Origin of the sequence: Dactylosporangium sp. NPDC050688 (assembly GCF_040654515.1) — a bacterium.
Taxonomy (GTDB): domain Bacteria; phylum Actinomycetota; class Actinomycetes; order Mycobacteriales; family Micromonosporaceae; genus Dactylosporangium.
Genome location: NZ_JBFAIC010000024.1, coordinates 44,991 through 59,244, shown reverse-complemented (window position 1 = coordinate 59,244; position 14,254 = coordinate 44,991). Strand labels below are relative to the sequence as shown.

General features: G+C 68.9%; 14 protein-coding genes and 1 tRNA gene. 6 read left to right on the top strand and 9 right to left on the bottom strand.

The features are described 5' to 3' along the window. The first annotated feature begins 277 nt into the window (after window positions 1-277). Window positions 278-3,400 carry a hypothetical protein gene (locus AB0H83_RS23260; RefSeq protein WP_360097522.1) on the top strand — a complete coding sequence of 1,041 codons (3,123 nt, stop codon included), beginning with the start codon at window positions 278-280 and terminating at the stop codon, window positions 3,398-3,400. Between the two features lie 223 nt (window positions 3,401-3,623). After that, complete coding sequence (locus AB0H83_RS23255) at window positions 3,624-3,965, top strand: hypothetical protein (RefSeq protein ID WP_360097519.1); 342 nt, start codon at window positions 3,624-3,626, stop codon at window positions 3,963-3,965. A gap of 75 nt (window positions 3,966-4,040) precedes the next feature. Here the strand turns inward: AB0H83_RS23255 and AB0H83_RS23250 are convergent, their stop codons facing one another. The 7 genes from AB0H83_RS23250 to AB0H83_RS23220 all read right to left on the bottom strand — a co-directional run bounded on the left by AB0H83_RS23250 (window position 4,041) and on the right by AB0H83_RS23220 (window position 8,393). Beyond that, the gene (locus AB0H83_RS23250; protein ID WP_360097516.1) at window positions 4,041-5,072 is read right to left on the bottom strand and encodes a tyrosine-type recombinase/integrase; all 1,032 of its coding nucleotides are present in this window, start codon (window positions 5,070-5,072) and stop codon (window positions 4,041-4,043) included. After that, a complete protein-coding gene (locus tag AB0H83_RS23245) occupies window positions 5,069-5,419 on the bottom strand; it encodes an AbrB/MazE/SpoVT family DNA-binding domain-containing protein (RefSeq protein ID WP_360097513.1) in 351 nt (116 codons plus the stop codon). Before AB0H83_RS23245 ends, AB0H83_RS23250 begins: the two co-directional genes overlap by 4 nt. A gap of 249 nt (window positions 5,420-5,668) precedes the next feature. Next, a complete protein-coding gene (locus tag AB0H83_RS23240) occupies window positions 5,669-6,643 on the bottom strand; it encodes a site-specific integrase (RefSeq protein WP_360097510.1) in 975 nt (324 codons plus the stop codon). A gap of 47 nt (window positions 6,644-6,690) precedes the next feature. Next, a complete protein-coding gene (locus AB0H83_RS23235; RefSeq protein WP_360097507.1) occupies window positions 6,691-7,167 on the bottom strand; it encodes a hypothetical protein in 477 nt (158 codons plus the stop codon). A 114-nt stretch (window positions 7,168-7,281) separates the two neighbouring features. Next, a tRNA-Leu gene (locus AB0H83_RS23230) sits at window positions 7,282-7,367 on the bottom strand. 185 nt (window positions 7,368-7,552) lie between these two features. Then, window positions 7,553-7,699, bottom strand: coding sequence for a GPGG-motif small membrane protein (locus AB0H83_RS23225; protein WP_169788941.1), 147 nt, complete (start codon window positions 7,697-7,699; stop codon window positions 7,553-7,555). A gap of 52 nt (window positions 7,700-7,751) precedes the next feature. Further along, a complete protein-coding gene (locus AB0H83_RS23220; protein WP_360097504.1) occupies window positions 7,752-8,393 on the bottom strand; it encodes a hemerythrin domain-containing protein in 642 nt (213 codons plus the stop codon). Window positions 8,394-8,555: 162 nt separating this feature from the next. Between AB0H83_RS23220 and AB0H83_RS23215 the strand changes: the two genes are divergently transcribed. The 4 genes from AB0H83_RS23215 (at window position 8,556) to AB0H83_RS23200 (ending at window position 12,965) form a co-directional block, all read left to right on the top strand. Continuing rightward, a complete protein-coding gene (locus AB0H83_RS23215; protein ID WP_360097501.1) occupies window positions 8,556-9,386 on the top strand; it encodes an SGNH/GDSL hydrolase family protein in 831 nt (276 codons plus the stop codon). 84 nt (window positions 9,387-9,470) lie between these two features. After that, window positions 9,471-10,772, top strand: coding sequence for a M20/M25/M40 family metallo-hydrolase (locus AB0H83_RS23210; RefSeq protein WP_360097498.1), 1,302 nt, complete (start codon window positions 9,471-9,473; stop codon window positions 10,770-10,772). A 46-nt stretch (window positions 10,773-10,818) separates the two neighbouring features. Next, window positions 10,819-11,547, top strand: coding sequence for a hypothetical protein (locus tag AB0H83_RS23205; protein ID WP_360097495.1), 729 nt, complete (start codon window positions 10,819-10,821; stop codon window positions 11,545-11,547). A 947-nt stretch (window positions 11,548-12,494) separates the two neighbouring features. Continuing rightward, window positions 12,495-12,965 (top strand): hypothetical protein, encoded by a 471-nt coding sequence (locus tag AB0H83_RS23200; protein WP_360097492.1) that lies wholly within the window; start codon window positions 12,495-12,497, stop codon window positions 12,963-12,965. Between the two features lie 119 nt (window positions 12,966-13,084). On the opposite strand, the gene AB0H83_RS23195 is transcribed toward AB0H83_RS23200, so the two are convergent. Together AB0H83_RS23195 and AB0H83_RS23190 are read right to left on the bottom strand one after the other, a co-directional pair. Then, on the bottom strand, window positions 13,085-13,276 hold the full coding sequence (locus tag AB0H83_RS23195; protein ID WP_033357182.1) for a DUF5703 family protein: 192 nt from the start codon (window positions 13,274-13,276) through the stop codon (window positions 13,085-13,087). 12 nt (window positions 13,277-13,288) lie between these two features. Beyond that, window positions 13,289-14,254 carry a hypothetical protein gene (locus tag AB0H83_RS23190; protein ID WP_360097488.1) on the bottom strand — a complete coding sequence of 322 codons (966 nt, stop codon included), beginning with the start codon at window positions 14,252-14,254 and terminating at the stop codon, window positions 13,289-13,291.

The window sequence follows — 14,254 nt, the reverse complement described above, 5'->3', positions numbered from 1 at the left end:
CCAGGCCAAGGCATGTGCAGCTTCCACTGTCGAGGTCACCACAGCCATATCAGGACGATCCCGCCGCGCCAATCGACGATCTCGACGGTCGCCGCCTGCGGCGGATTCACGCCACAGCGCTCCGCTGAATTTCGGTGGCCTGGGACGGATCAGCTCTGTGCGACCCTAGAGTGTCCAGGTGACCGCACCCCGTAGCGACGCCGTCCCAGGTGCTCCCGGGCGTCAGATCGCTCGCGAACAGATCCTTGGCCCGCGGACCCCCTATCCGCCGCCACTCGTGGGCGTCCACGACAAATATCTGCCGTTGTTGGACCTCGGGGGGCCCAGGTTTGAGGGATTCGGGCTTGAGGCCGTCGAACGGCTCGATGGCCTCCGCGACGCTCGGATCTACGGCGGTTCGGGGGACACCCAGAGCGGGATCGACGTGTACGGCATTCGCCGCGACGGCACCCGCGCTGTGTACCAGATGCGATGCCGTAACGAAAGACTCACGGCCGCCAAGCTACGCAAAGCCGTTCGAGACTACTTCGCCCAGAAGGAGCCGCCGTTCGACGCCCAGCACTTCGAGCTGTGCTGGGCGGGTGACGTCAACGATGTCGCCGTGGACAAGGAGCTCGCGATTCTCCGCGCCGCCTACCCCGACCGGACGATCTTGCTGCGAGACCGACGGAAATTTACCAGCGACCTGATTCAGCACCGAGATCTCACTCTGCGATGGTTCGATCAACACGTTGTCGCAGCCGTGTACGGCGCTCACGCTCAGGCTCCGACGCTCATCGCAGCTCAGGACACAGCCGCTTTCCTCCAAGGGCCGGTGGAGAGCCTGTACCTGACGCAACGCATCAATGCCGCCAATAGGTTGAAGGACACGAGCCCCCGAGAAGCCGCTGCCACGCTGAGGGGTGTCGCGGAGGAACTGGCCGCGAAAGGGTTCACACCGCACGCGGCGCAATACCTGACGGAGGCACATTCGATCCTGCTCGCGGTCGGCGATGTGGAGGCCGTTTACGAGGAGACCCTCACGTCGCTGGAGGACCATATCGACGGTGGCCATGCTGCCCGATCGTCCCCAGACCTCGACGCAATGTTGTCGGCCCGGTCGGTCCTGACGGCAGGGCAGCTCCCGGCACCTGTCGCTCATTCCGCCGCTGGCGTATCAGCTGTCCCGTCCCCGGCGTGGATGGTCACCGATCCGAGAGTTCAGCGATCCATCGCCTTGCTGGCCCTCGACACCGCCCTTGACGGTCCGGGCGAGGCGTTGTCAGCGGCTGCCGACGCCACCGAGCGGCTCGTCATGTCCGATGGGGGCACAACCGGACCGGCACTCGGCGCACTACGACGGCTGGCGGAGCTCGCGCTCATCGACGCCGACACGATGGTGCTGGAACGAGTCGTGCGGATGGCGCACCACGCCCTGCCGCACTTCCTTCCCGCGGCCGACGCCGCGGAGGCAGAGAACCATGTGCGGCTCCGCCTTGCAGTAGCCGATGTGACGGGCCAGTACGACGACCTCTTGACCGAAGCGCGGTCTGGAACCATCGCCCCCCGATTGGGCGGGGTGGTGCACGCACGGTATGCGCGGCGGCTGATGTGGCTTTGCAAACCGAATGAAGCCAATGCTCAATGGCTTGAGGCAGTCAAGGCGGCAGGCCTCGCCGAGCTCAGGGAAGACGTGCAGGACTACCTCTGGGCGTTACGAGGGCTACACGGCAGTTTCCGAACCGGACTCAGTTTCGAGGTAATCGAGTACGGGCAGCGAGCGCAATCCGTTGCCGGCGAAGGTCGGGCCCTGTTCGTGGGCTCCGGAACCGAGACCGACGTCCTTCACCAGTTGCGAGCATTTCAGCATCCGACGCGCCGTTTCCGCCCGGGGATCGCTCCAGTTCGCCGTGCCCTTCGTCGGCAGCTTCTCGAGTCCTGGGTGCGCGGCGACCTGGCGGGCGAGCGGGATGCGCACAGCGACTTGGCCGACCTTCACTCAGCCACCTCCGACTTCGCTGCTGCGCTGCGACACGCCGTTGCAGCCGGCGAGGTCGAGACTGCAGTAGCGGCGGCCAGGAAGCTCGGCGCCGAAGCGGCGGGCTGCCTGGATGACCCGCCGCTCGCCCCGTGGGCAATCAGGGCAGCGCTGGCAGCGTTCAGCATCGTCGCCGACCTGATCCCCGTAGAGAAGTCCAGCTCCTATGTGCCGTGGATACTCACCCGGCTTGAAGCCGCGCCGGCCTCAGGGTGGACCGACAACGACATTCGCGAGACCGCCATCGATACCCTGGCAGGCCTGGCGTTCATGCTCCGAGACGACACCGTCGCCGAGGTGACGGATGCGCTCACCCCGTACCTCAACCGTCAGGTATCCCAGGCAGCGATGCACGGAGCGATCAGAACCATCGCGAGGATGTTGCGGGCGAACCCCGAGCATCCCGCGCCGTTGCAGGCGCTCACCGCGGCCATTCGGGACATGCCGGGACCTGACGCCGCGGCGTTTGCGTGGGAAGCGGGGCCCGCCCTGCACCGGCTGCGAAATGCCCTGGAGTCCCAGGCGTGCGACCCCGAAGAGGCCGTTCGGCCTGGCGCCATTGAACTTCTGGCGCGGATGCAGGTGTCTCACCCGGCCGTGGATGAGCAGGCGATCCGCACCGCCGAGGAGGTCTACCGGACTCCTGTCGGCCCTCGCGTCACGACGGACCATTCCGGTAGGACGACGCATGAAGCGAGCGGCTACTTCGGGCACGCCCTATCCGTCGGTGACCGGAACAGACTCGCGGACAAACTCGTTGAGATCGCCGCGGACGGCTTCACCGGAGAAGAGCACCGTGCGGCAGCCATGATCGCGGTGATGCACCTTGCTCCGTCCCTCGACAAGGTCAAACGGCAGGAGGTCTTCGGTAAGGCGTGGCTCCTGGTCGGCGGTCTGGCACACGACGATCTGGACCTGCGCATCTACCGCGGTTCGCTTGAACCTGCGGTGTTCATGGCGGCAGGACAGTTGGCGGTCACACAGGACCAATACCGACAGGTCCACACCCAGGCGCTCAAGCGTCTGGCCGAACGGGACGGCGTCCAGGGCTTGCGCCACTTCATCAACACCGATCCTGGCAGCATTGACGCGATCCGCGTCCTCGCCCAACACGAGAGTCCAGCAGCACGACAGATGGCGGCCGTCCTATGGTCGCGGAATCCGGTGGACCGCGACCTCGGCGCCGACCTGGCCACCGACACCGCCCTAGGGGTACGCAGACAGTTGGCGAACGCGCTCGGCCGGATCGGCCAGGTCGATGCCGCGCTAAGGGACCAGTTGGCCGCGCAGCTGCAGGCGGACCCCAGCGCCCACATCCGTCAGATGGCGAGAGAGACGATGCCCTCGCTGCCCACGGTCAGTATGGAAACGCTTCCTCGTTGATGTCCTTCAGGTCCCATGAGGCCGTGACGGCAGGAATCTGACCTTCCGCTCCTTGAAACGGGTCGGGTGACCAGGCGAGAAAACGCTCGCCGTCCGGAGGACGGATTGCATACCGCCTCGCTTCAGGGCCGGCCTCTGGCGCGGCGCCGGCTTCGGTCACGACCAGGCCCGGATGCCACATCAAGGTTGGCGGTGTCGGTACCCGCGCCCCGCCAAGCACAGCGTGCATGTCACGCTCGCATCCACAGGAACGTTGGCCTACTTTACCGATGCCGTTGCGGCTGTGACCGTCGACAGATCGGGTCAGCGCGGACCAAAGGCCATCCCGTTCTGGGCGATCGCATTCCAACCGTTCGTGATCATGTTGTGCGAGGGAGCGAGCGCTCCGACCGAGGCTGCTCGAATCGATCAATGGCTGACCTACGCGGACAACGCGATCTATAACAAGGCTGACCGTAAGACCAGCTATCCGATCGCCCGCCGAGGCAATCTGTGGATTGAGTTCCTTCATTCAGGCGCGGAAAAGCTCCAGCATGAGGACGAGTCGAACACGCACACGATCTAGGCCCTTGACATCGAGACGGCCGGGGCCCGCGACAACGTAGACCTCACGGTATTGAGGGCGGACGCGCTGGCCCCCTCAACTCCCTGCGTTCGAGAGCGGATGCGGCTCGCCCGTTAGTGCAGCGGTCGCGGTGGCGACTTCATGGATGTCGGCCTTGACGTAGGTGGATGTCGTGCCGGCATCGTTGCGGCCGGTGTGGCCAGCGAATGCGCGTGCGATGGCGTACCCCAGATTGCGCTCGACCCAGGTCAACGTCGTGTGTCTGAGCCAATGCGTGCTAACGCCTTGCGCTGCGACCCATGGGAGATGCTGGCCGACGCGTTGCCAGATGTAGTCGTATCGCCTCCGACTGATCGGCCGGCCGTTGCGATATCGCAACAGTTGCTCGTTCTGGCCGCCGCCGCGTTGCCGGTTGTGCTCGATCAGGTGCTGCATGAGCGTTGGCGAGACGGGTTGCCAGCGGACTGTCTCACCTTTTTCGCGGAGCCGGATCAGGCCCTGTTCGACATCGAGGTCGACGGGTCGGAGCGCGATGGCCCCGCCGCGGCGGCAGGCCGTCTCGATGTGCAGCCGCAACAGGAGCGTGTCGAGTTCGGAGTCGTTACCTGTGGTGCAGACGACGCCTGTGATCTGCGCCAGCTGCGCGTCGGTGAGAGCTCGACGGGTGCTCTCGAGTCGTCGAGGTTTCGGCACGCGGAGAGCTGGGTTCGCCGACTCCGGCAGCAGGCCGTCGTCGATCGCGTGGCGGTAGAGGCACCGGAGGGCCGCGATCATGTGTTCAGCCGCGCTGCGGCCGGACCGGGAGTTGCTGCGGACGATTGCGGCTGTTCGTGTGGATTCGGCAATTTGCTTGATCTCCGATGCGGTCGGTTCGTCAAGTCGGCGCTGCCCCCAGTGCGCCCTGATCCGTCGCCAGTAGCTGAGGTAAGCCCGACGTGTGCCAGCCGGCACAGCGCTCTCGACCTTGTCGATGTACTCGTCGAACGTTGGTACGACCTTCGGTGCGACCCCGGCGAGCAGATCCTCGGCGGAGATGCCCAGCCGAGCCAGCAGGATGCGAACGGTCTCCAGGTCGAGTCCGCTTGGCGGTGCGACACCACCGGTCACGAGGTGCGAGCCACGTCGTCGGGCGCTTCGGGCGGCATCAGCATGCTGGTCACGGTCGCCATCGCATACACGAGCAGAAGTTCCTGCTCGGGCTGAAGCATGACTAGCACCCGATCGCCGACAGCGGTCCCAAGTAGGCGCCGAACGACAGCGGGGATGCGAACATAACCACGCGTCGCCACGGTCAGCCGACCGTCGTTCGAGGCCCGGACCCGGCCAACGCCGGCGTGAACCGTGATGTCGAGCCGATGGCCGGGTTTCCAGCCCATCAGGCGGACCGGGGAGCGGTCGGCGAGGCGCCCTGAGTCGTCGATCGTCGTGATCGAGCAGTACGGGATCTGCGTCATACGCGACGCTGGAATTGCCGGCATGGGCAGCCCACGACCAAGTCGGGGTTGCTGGACGTCACTGTCCGAGGTAAGTGCTCCAGTCATCGCAGTCATGTCTCCCAGGGCCGGCGTGATCCTCACGTCCTGCACGTCACGGGCACTTCATGCTGCCGCCGTCCATGCTCTGGTGGCGAGGTGTCACCGGGTGTGGGATCACGCACCGCTGGGGTATGACCGTGCGACCCACGGCCATACCCGCGCTTGCTCCTACTGCATTGGGTGCGGTTCACCAGTCAGCGCCGCAAGTGCTGCGGCGACCTCGCTGAGCTTTGCTCGCACGTACCGGACGGTGGTGCCGGCGTCGCTGCTGCCGTCTGCGTGACCGGCGTAGGCCTGGGCGATGGCGTAGCCGAAGTTCCGCTCGACCCAGGTCAGGGTCGTGTGTCGCAGCCAGTGGGCGCTGATCTGCTGCGTCGCCACCCATGGCAGCATCCGGCCCAGCCTCGTGAAGAGGTGGTCGTAGCGGCGGCGGGTGACCGGTTTCCCGTTGTGGTACCGCAGCAGCTGCTGGTCTCCGACCGCACCGCGTTCACGGGCGTGCTGCAGCAGGTAGTGCATGAGGGTGGGTGAGACCGGCTGCCACCGTTCCGTCTCGCCCTTCTCGCGGAGCCGGACCAGGCATTGTTCCTCATCCAGGTCGATCGGCCGCAACGCCAGGGCGCCGCCGCGCCGGCAGGCCGTCTCCGTGTGCAGCCGCAGCACCAGAGCGTCCAGGTCCGGATCGTTGCCGCTGGAGGCTGCGGCCTCGTTCAGTTCGGCAAGCCGGACGTCGGCCACAGCACCCCGTGTGGTGGGCAGCCGACGAGGTTTCGCCACCTTCGACGCTGGGTTCTCGTCCTTGGTGATGTACCCGTCGTTGATGGCATGGTTGTAGATACAGCGCATCGCCGCGATGAGGTTCTCCGCCGACCCTCGGCCGGAACGCGCGTTACGCCGGATGACACGGTTCGCCTTGACGTACTCAACTAGGGCGCTGATGTCGGACGCCTTCACGTCGTCCATCCGGCGCTCACCCCACTGCTGCTCGATGCGATTCCAGTAGGTCTTATACGCCCGCAGCGTTCCGGCGGTCACCGCGGCGCGGACCACCGGCAGGTACTCCCTGAAGGTCGGCACCTCGCGCCGCTCCGGCGCCGCCTGCACAAGTTCCGCAGGTGACACTCCGAGCCGGGCGAGCAGCATCCGCGCGGCCTCGATGTCGGCCTCGCGACCGGGTGTTGTCGCGGCCGTCACGACGTTGCCTCCCGCAGCCGGGTGGTCAACAGCCCGTCGACCAGTTCCTCAAGCACCACAGGCGGATGCACGACGAGCAGTCCGTTAACCGGGTCGGCAGCCAGCAGCACCCGGTCACCGAGCAGAAGGCGGCAGCACTGCCGTGCTGTCACGGGTATCCGCACATATCCGGGCGACCTGAACCGGAACACACCGTGCTCATCGGCGGTAACGAGGATCAAGCCGCCACACGTGCGGATGTCCAGCCGGGTGCCGGTCTTCCAGCCGAGAGTCGTGAACAGGATGCTGTCTGCGACCCGCCCGTTCGTGTCGATCGTGGCGAGGCCGAACCGGAGCGTTCCAGCGGGCCGTTGCGCCAGCCTGGCCAGAGGCAGCGGCCCACGCGACCGCGCCGGGCCGGCCGCCGGCGGGACCACCGCACGGGCGAACGGCTGTACAGAGGGAATGATCGGCTGAATCGGACCAGCGGTCATGTCGACCACCCAGCCCAAGCCGAACGGTCGGGGAGATGCGGCAGAAATGCCGCGGCCGCGTGTTCGATTACGCTCGAACACACGACCCTCAAAAACGGCGTGTGCGCCGGGTTCTGGTGTCGAAGGGGGGACTTGAACCCCCACGCCCTTGCGGGCACTAGCACCTCAAGCTAGCGCGTCTGCCATTCCGCCACTTCGACCTGCTGTGGACATCCTACCCGGTGACTTTCTCACCGCCCCGGATGGCCGTCGGAGACATTACACGGTCCTGGAAGATCTTGGCGAATCGGGGGGTGCGACACGCGAAGGGCCCCGGCTGAGGGGGATCGCCGGGGCCCTGATCGCCGGGTGGCCGCAGGGGGCGCCAGTCACCCGAGTCTGCTGGTCAAACGTTGAAGATGCTGACGCCACCGGGGCCGACGAGCAGGGCGACGACGATCAGGATGATGCCCCACAGGATCTGGCGGCGCAGGAGCGCGACGACGCCGGCGATGCCGATGAGCACTGCGATGATCCACAGAACAGTAGCCATGATGGATTGATACCTCCGGGGTGAGATCGGTAAACCGGTCGATGGGTGGGGGTCAGCTCGCGAGGTCTTCGGGCCAGGTGGTACGGCGGGTGAGAACGTCGCGGACCTTGTCGACGACGGCGACGGCCGGGTCGACGAGCTTGTTGAGCGGCGGGGTCGCCGGGGTGTTGGGGTGGGGCCGGGTGGGTGCCGCGCCGCGGGCGATCTCGACCCGGTTGCCGAGCCGGACGAGCTCGGTGTCCGTGCACTGTTCGCGCAGGCGGGGGAACACCTCCCCGCCGGTGCGGTGGGTGTGCTCGCGTACGTGGGCGGCAACCGCGTCCAGGGCGGTGCGGTACGCCTCGTCCGCGGCGGGCGTGACGTGCAGCCGCTGCAGTGCGACGAGGAGCTCGGCGTCGGCGGCGATCTCCTGTTCGGCGATCGGGCCGCCGTCGGGCAGGACGGCCTTGACCGTCGGGTAGAGGTACTGCTCCTCCGCGGACAGGTGGCGGGCGAGCGTGGCGACCAGGACGTCCTCGATGTCCTGCGGTTTCGCCGTGTCCTGCTCACCAGGTGCGATGAGCCGCTCGCACAGCGAGGTGAGCTGCCGGTGCTCCTCGTCGAGCAGGTCGAGCATGCTCCGGCCGCCGAAGTCGACGTCGTCGTCCTCGATGCCCGGCACCGGCGGTAGCGGCGGCAGGGGTGCGGCGCTCACGGGGACCCTCCATCGATCGTTTTGCTGGTGTCGCATCGGTACCCGGGGCGCGGCTTCTTGAAACGAGTGGTTACTGGCCAGTACGCTGCCATGTACCGCCATCGATGGAAGGTCTGGGAGCCTTCCGTCGCGGCCGCCACCTGTACCCGGAAAGGGGCCGCCATGTCCGTCTCCTGGCGGGGACCGACCGTCCTCGCCGCCACCCTCGTCGCGCTGCTCGGGACCGCCCTCCCGGCACACGCCGCCGCCGGGCCGCCACCCGGATCCATCGCCAGCATGGGCGACTCCATCACCCGCGGGTTCAACGCGTGCGGATGGTTCGTCGACTGCCCGTCCCGTTCGTTCAGTACGGGCAGCACCACCGCCGTCAACAGCCACTACCTGCGGATCCGGGCGAAGAACCCGGCCATCGACGGGCATGCCTCCAACGACGCGAGATCGGGGGCGAAGGTCGCCGACATGCCGGGGCAGGCCGCGACCGTCGTGTCGCAGCGTGCCGCGTACGTCACCATCCTCATCGGCGCGAACGACGCCTGCACCTCCTCGGAGGCGTCGATGACCAGCGTCGCCGCGTTCCGGGGCTCCCTCGACAGCGCGCTCGGCACGCTCAAGGCCGGGCTGCCCGACACGAAGGTCCTGCTCATCAGCGTGCCGGACCTGAAGCGCCTCTGGCAGGTGGGCAAGGACAGCTCCGGCGCCCGCACCGCCTGGGGACTCTTCAGTATCTGCCAGTCGATGCTCGCCAACCCGACCTCCACCGCCGCCGCCGACACCGCCCGGCGCGACCGCGTCCGCCAGCGCGTGATCGACTACAACGGCCAGCTCGCGGCGGCCTGTACGGCGTACGGCGCCAACTGCAAGTACGACGGCGGTGCCGTGTTCGGCTACGCCTTCCAGCTGTCCCAGATCTCGACCTGGGACTACTTCCACCCCAACGCGTCGGGCCAGGCAGTCCTCGCCACGGTGAGTTACGGGGCCGGCTTCGGCTGGTGAAGAGTGTGACGGTCCGGTGACGTCTCGTGGTACGTCGCCGGACCACCCGCCAAAATTGTCACAGCGGCCTGATATGACTTCTCCATGGACGCCACCGACGAGGTCATCGAGCTCTGCCGCGACCTGCTGCGCATCGACACCACCAACACCGGCGACCTGGCGACCAGCGCCGGGGAGCGGCTCGCCGCGGAATACGTGGCGGAGAAGCTGGCCGAGGTCGGCCTCGAGCCGCAGATCCACGAGAGCGCGCCGGGCCGGGCCAATGTCGTGGCCAGGTTCGAGGGCAGCGACCCGAGCCGCGACGCGCTGCTCATCCACGGCCACCTCGACGTCGTCCCGGCCGACGGGTCGGAGTGGTCCGTCGACCCGTTCGGCGGCGAGATCAAGGACGGCTACCTGTGGGGGCGCGGCGCCGTCGACATGAAGGACTTCGACGCGATGGTCCTCGCCCTGGTCCGCCAGATGCGCCGGGAGGGCCGCAAGCCACCGCGGGACGTGGTGCTCGCGTTCCTCGCCGATGAGGAGGCCGGCAGCACCTACGGTGCCCAGTATCTCGTCGAGCGTCACCCGCACCACTTCGACGGGGTGACCGAGGCGATCGGCGAGGTCGGCGGGTTCTCCGTCAGTGTCGGCGGCGACCAGCGGCTCTACCTCATCGAGACCGCCCAGAAGGGCATCGACTGGCTGCGCCTGCACGCCAAGGGCCGTCCCGGCCACGGCTCGATGATCAACGACGACAACGCGGTGACCGCGGTCGCCGAGGCCGTCGCCCGGGTCGGGCGGCACAAGTTCCCCGTGATCATGACGCCGACGGTGCGGGCGTTCCTCGAGCAGGTCTCCGAGATCCTGCACATCGAGCTCGACCTCGACGACCCCGAGCGGGCCGTGGAGAAGATCGGCCCGATTGCGATGATCATCGGCGCGACGCTGCGCAACACGGCCAACCCGACCCGGCTCGCCGCCGGGTACAAGGACAACGTCATCCCAGGCCGGGCCTCCGCGACGATCGACTGCCGCACCCTGCCCGGCCAGTCGGAGCTGTTCGAGCAGCAGCTGCGCGACCTCGTCGGCCCCGACATCGAGCTGGAATACATCCACCGCCAGGCCGCGCTGGAGACCACGTTCGACGGCGCGCTGGTCGACGCGATGACCGCCGCGCTCAAGGCGGAGGACCCGGGCGCGCTGCCGGTGCCGTACATGCTCAGCGGCGGCACCGACGCCAAGCAGTTCGACAAGCTCGGCATCCGCTGCTTCGGCTTCTCGCCCGTGCGCCTGCCCGCCGACCTGAACTTCGGCGCGTTGTTCCACGGCATTGACGAGCGCGTTCCCGTGGAGGGACTACAGTTCGGCGTGCGAGTCCTCGACAGGTTCCTGCAGCAGTCCTGATCAACCGTCACACCACCGACAGCCACCAATCAGGGGGAGACCCATCATGACCGACCGGCACGCGGAGCTTGACGCCGCGCTCGAGCGCGTGATCACGGCGGCCCGCGACCACCTTGCCGCGGTCAAGGCCGCCGACGGGCGGGCCGACGACGACGAGGTGTGGCGCGCCTATGTCGAGCTCAACAACGCCTCCAACGGCTACGACGAGCTCCTGCTCGACGCCTTCGGCGAGGTCACCCCGTGGGACGTCGAGGCCATCGACCCCGACGAGGCCGACCGGCAGTTCGGCGTCGGCATCGGCGGCGTCGACGGCACCGAGGCCGAAGACCCGCACCCGCAGATCATCTCCGTCCGTCAGCGCCGCGACTACCGCGTCCCGAGCGTCGCCGCGCTGCTCCGCCTCGCCGACGCCGCCCGCCGCACCAACCCCGGCGACGGCGACGCCTCCCCGGTCGAGACCGTCGGCGAGGCCGTCCTGGAGCTGATGCAGGCCGGCGACGGCTCCCTCGGCGCCCTCGACATCCCCGAGCTGGAGTCCCTCGACGGCGTCGTGGTCGTCGCCGAGGTCGCCACCCCGCTCGACCCCGAGGCCTACGAGGACAACGACGGCACCGGCCCGTTCGCTGTCGGTGAGCAGGACAGGGTCGTGGACCGGCTCGACGAGCACGCGTTCGTCGACCTGGACGAGGAGCTGGAGGAGGAAGAGGGCGTCGGCATCGACGCGGGCCTGGGCGAGGCCCCGGAGCAGGGCACCAAGGCCGCCGACCGCCTCTGACGGCGGGGCACCAAGGCCGCCGACCGCCTCTGGCGGGGGCGGGGCACCAGGGACCGCCGACCGCCTCTGACGACGGGAAGCCGCGAGCCGGGGCACTCCCGGCTCGCGCACCGGCCCGGCCGGTCGCCGGGCCGGCGGCTCACGCGGCAGGCCGACCTGACGCGGCCAGCCGACGTCGGGCGGACGCGGCCCGGCCTGCTCGCCCGTGTCCCGGCTGACCTGGGCCGACCCGTTGACGTCGGACGGCCTGGTCGACAGCCTCCACGCTTCGGCGCGCCGGTGTGGCTAGGTCCGCTGCCTGCTCGGTGGCTTTCTGTCCGTTTCTGTCCGCTTCTGTCCGTTCGCGCCAGTGCCGGCCGGCTGGCGGATCGTCTGCCCGTCGGCCAGCCTGTCCGCGCCACCGACGATCGCCGCTGCCCTGGTCGCAAGAACTAGGTAGCGTTCGCTGCGCTGAAGCCGCCGGCAGCACTACCGATGATCCGCCCCGGCCGCGCGGAGCGGGTCGCCCCGGCCGCGCGGAGCGGGTCGCCCCGGCCGCGCCGGGGCGGCCGTTCGCCGTCCGTGTCGACGGCCGCGATGAAGGTGGGTCGCCCCGGCCGCGCCGGGGCGGCCGGGGCAAGAGGGCCCGCGTCAAGGGACAGTGTCGGTCAAGCCACAGGGGCAGTGTCAGCGTGTCACCGGGACCTGTCGGTGGCACAGGGCCGGTGGACCACCGACCGTCCGGCGACAGGCCGCGTCCCCGCGGCCCAGCCACGGGCATGACCGTCGTCGTGGCCTGCGCACTCGTGCCGGCACCACAGGCTGTCGTGCGTGCACTCGTCGTGGCCGGCACGCCGGCACGTCGGCAGCGAGTGCGGTCGCAGCCGTGCCGCCGGTGACAACGTCGCCGGTCATAAAGGTGACCGAGCAGCGGCGGCGGGTCGTTTGGCTGCCTAAGCTCCGTCCCCATGCGTACTTTGAGGGTATTAACCAATGCTGTCGTCGGTGCGGTGGTCGCCGGGGTGATTCTCGGTGCCCTGTCGCGCGTGCTCATGCGGCTCTTGACGATCACGGCCGGTGGTGAGCCCAGGTTCAGCTGGTCGGGGACGTTCTTCATCGTGCTGCTCTACGTCGCCGCCGTGGTGCCGGCGGCCCTGGTGGCCGCGATCACGGCGGCGCGGTGGTGGCGCTGGCTCGCGGCGGCGGCCGGTGCCGCGTTCCTGACAGTGCCCGCCCTCGGGGTCTCCTCCGAGGAGCTCGGTGCTCTGCCGGAGGTCTCCGCCATGGCCCAGGTCGGCATTGTCGCGGCGTCGGTCGCCGTGTTCGCCACCGTGTTCGCTGCCCCGGTGGCGGCCATCCGGTTGGTGGACCGGCTCAAGGGCCGGGCGCCCGTGGCCGGCGCCGTGCGGCCTGTGTCCGAACTCGAACCCGCCGGATGATGTCGGACGGGTCAGGTCGGAAGCGTCCAGAACTACACCCGGTTTCGCCGGTTGTGTCCTGACTGAGGCGAAGCGGTCTCCGGGCGGCACCGGCGCGCCCGATCGAAGAAGGCGGCGAGCTACGTGCTGAGGCCCGGCATGGCGTCGCTGGTGACCTTGCGGCGGAGCATGACCTGGCGGGTGCCGTCGGCGTACAGGCGGACCCTGGCCAGTTCCCAGCCGCCGTACTCGGCCTGGATCGTCAGCTGTGCGTTGGCGGTGAGCCGGTCCACGTTCGACGGCAGCCGCAACGGCACGTATTCGTAGTCCATGAACCGATATTGCTACGGCGAAATGCGCTGCACCAGACCTTCCGCCGAGCCGGCGACCACCAGCGTGCCGGTCGTGGCATCGACGGCTACCGCTATCGGCAGGCGGGGTGTGGGGTGGCGGGCGACCTCGCGCGGGGCGCCGCCGGCCAGGTTGTAGCCGACCACCTCGTTACGCTGAGTGATCGTGACCCAGAGGGTGTTGCGGGTGGGGTCGAAGGCGGCGGCGTACGGGGTGCCGGGGACCGGGTGGCGCTGGCGCAGGACCAGCGGGCCGGTCTCGAACACGAGCAGCTCGCCGTCGCGGGCGTCGACCGCCACGAAACGGCCGGCGCCGCCGGTGGTGACGGTGGTGGCGCCGTCGCCGGCGCGCAGGCCCTCCTTGCGGGCGCCGGAGGTGGCGTCGTACACGGTGAGTGACGTCTCCGCGGGGTCCAGGACGGCGAGGAGGTCGCCCGTCACGGCCAGGCCGCCGGGGGCGCCGCCGACGTCCAGGGTGCGGGTCACGGCGCCGGTCGCCGAGAGGATGATCACGTTGCCGAGGGACGGGACGGCGACCGCGGTCCACCCGTCCGGGTGGACTACGAGGGCTCCGCCGGCGGCGGGCAGCGCCCACCGGGTGGTGACGCCGGAGTCACCGACGGTGAGCACCGTGCTGCCGGACACGGCGCGGAATCCTCCGCCGGGCAGGGCGACCACTGAGCGTACCGGCTCGGTCACCGGCACGGAGGCGACCTGGGCGCCCGCGGTGTCGAGCAGCAGCAGGGCCGCCGGGAGCGCCACGGCGGTGCCGGACGGGCCGGTCGCGACCGCCGACGGGGGTCCACCCACCGGGACGACCGACCCGGCGGGTGACGCGGACGGGGCCGGGGCCCAGGTGGGCGTCGGTACGGTCGCGTCAGGACGGCTCACCGGGGCACCGGCGTCGCATCCGGTCAGGAGCGCCACCAGTACCAGCGACGACAGCATGGCACGGATCAT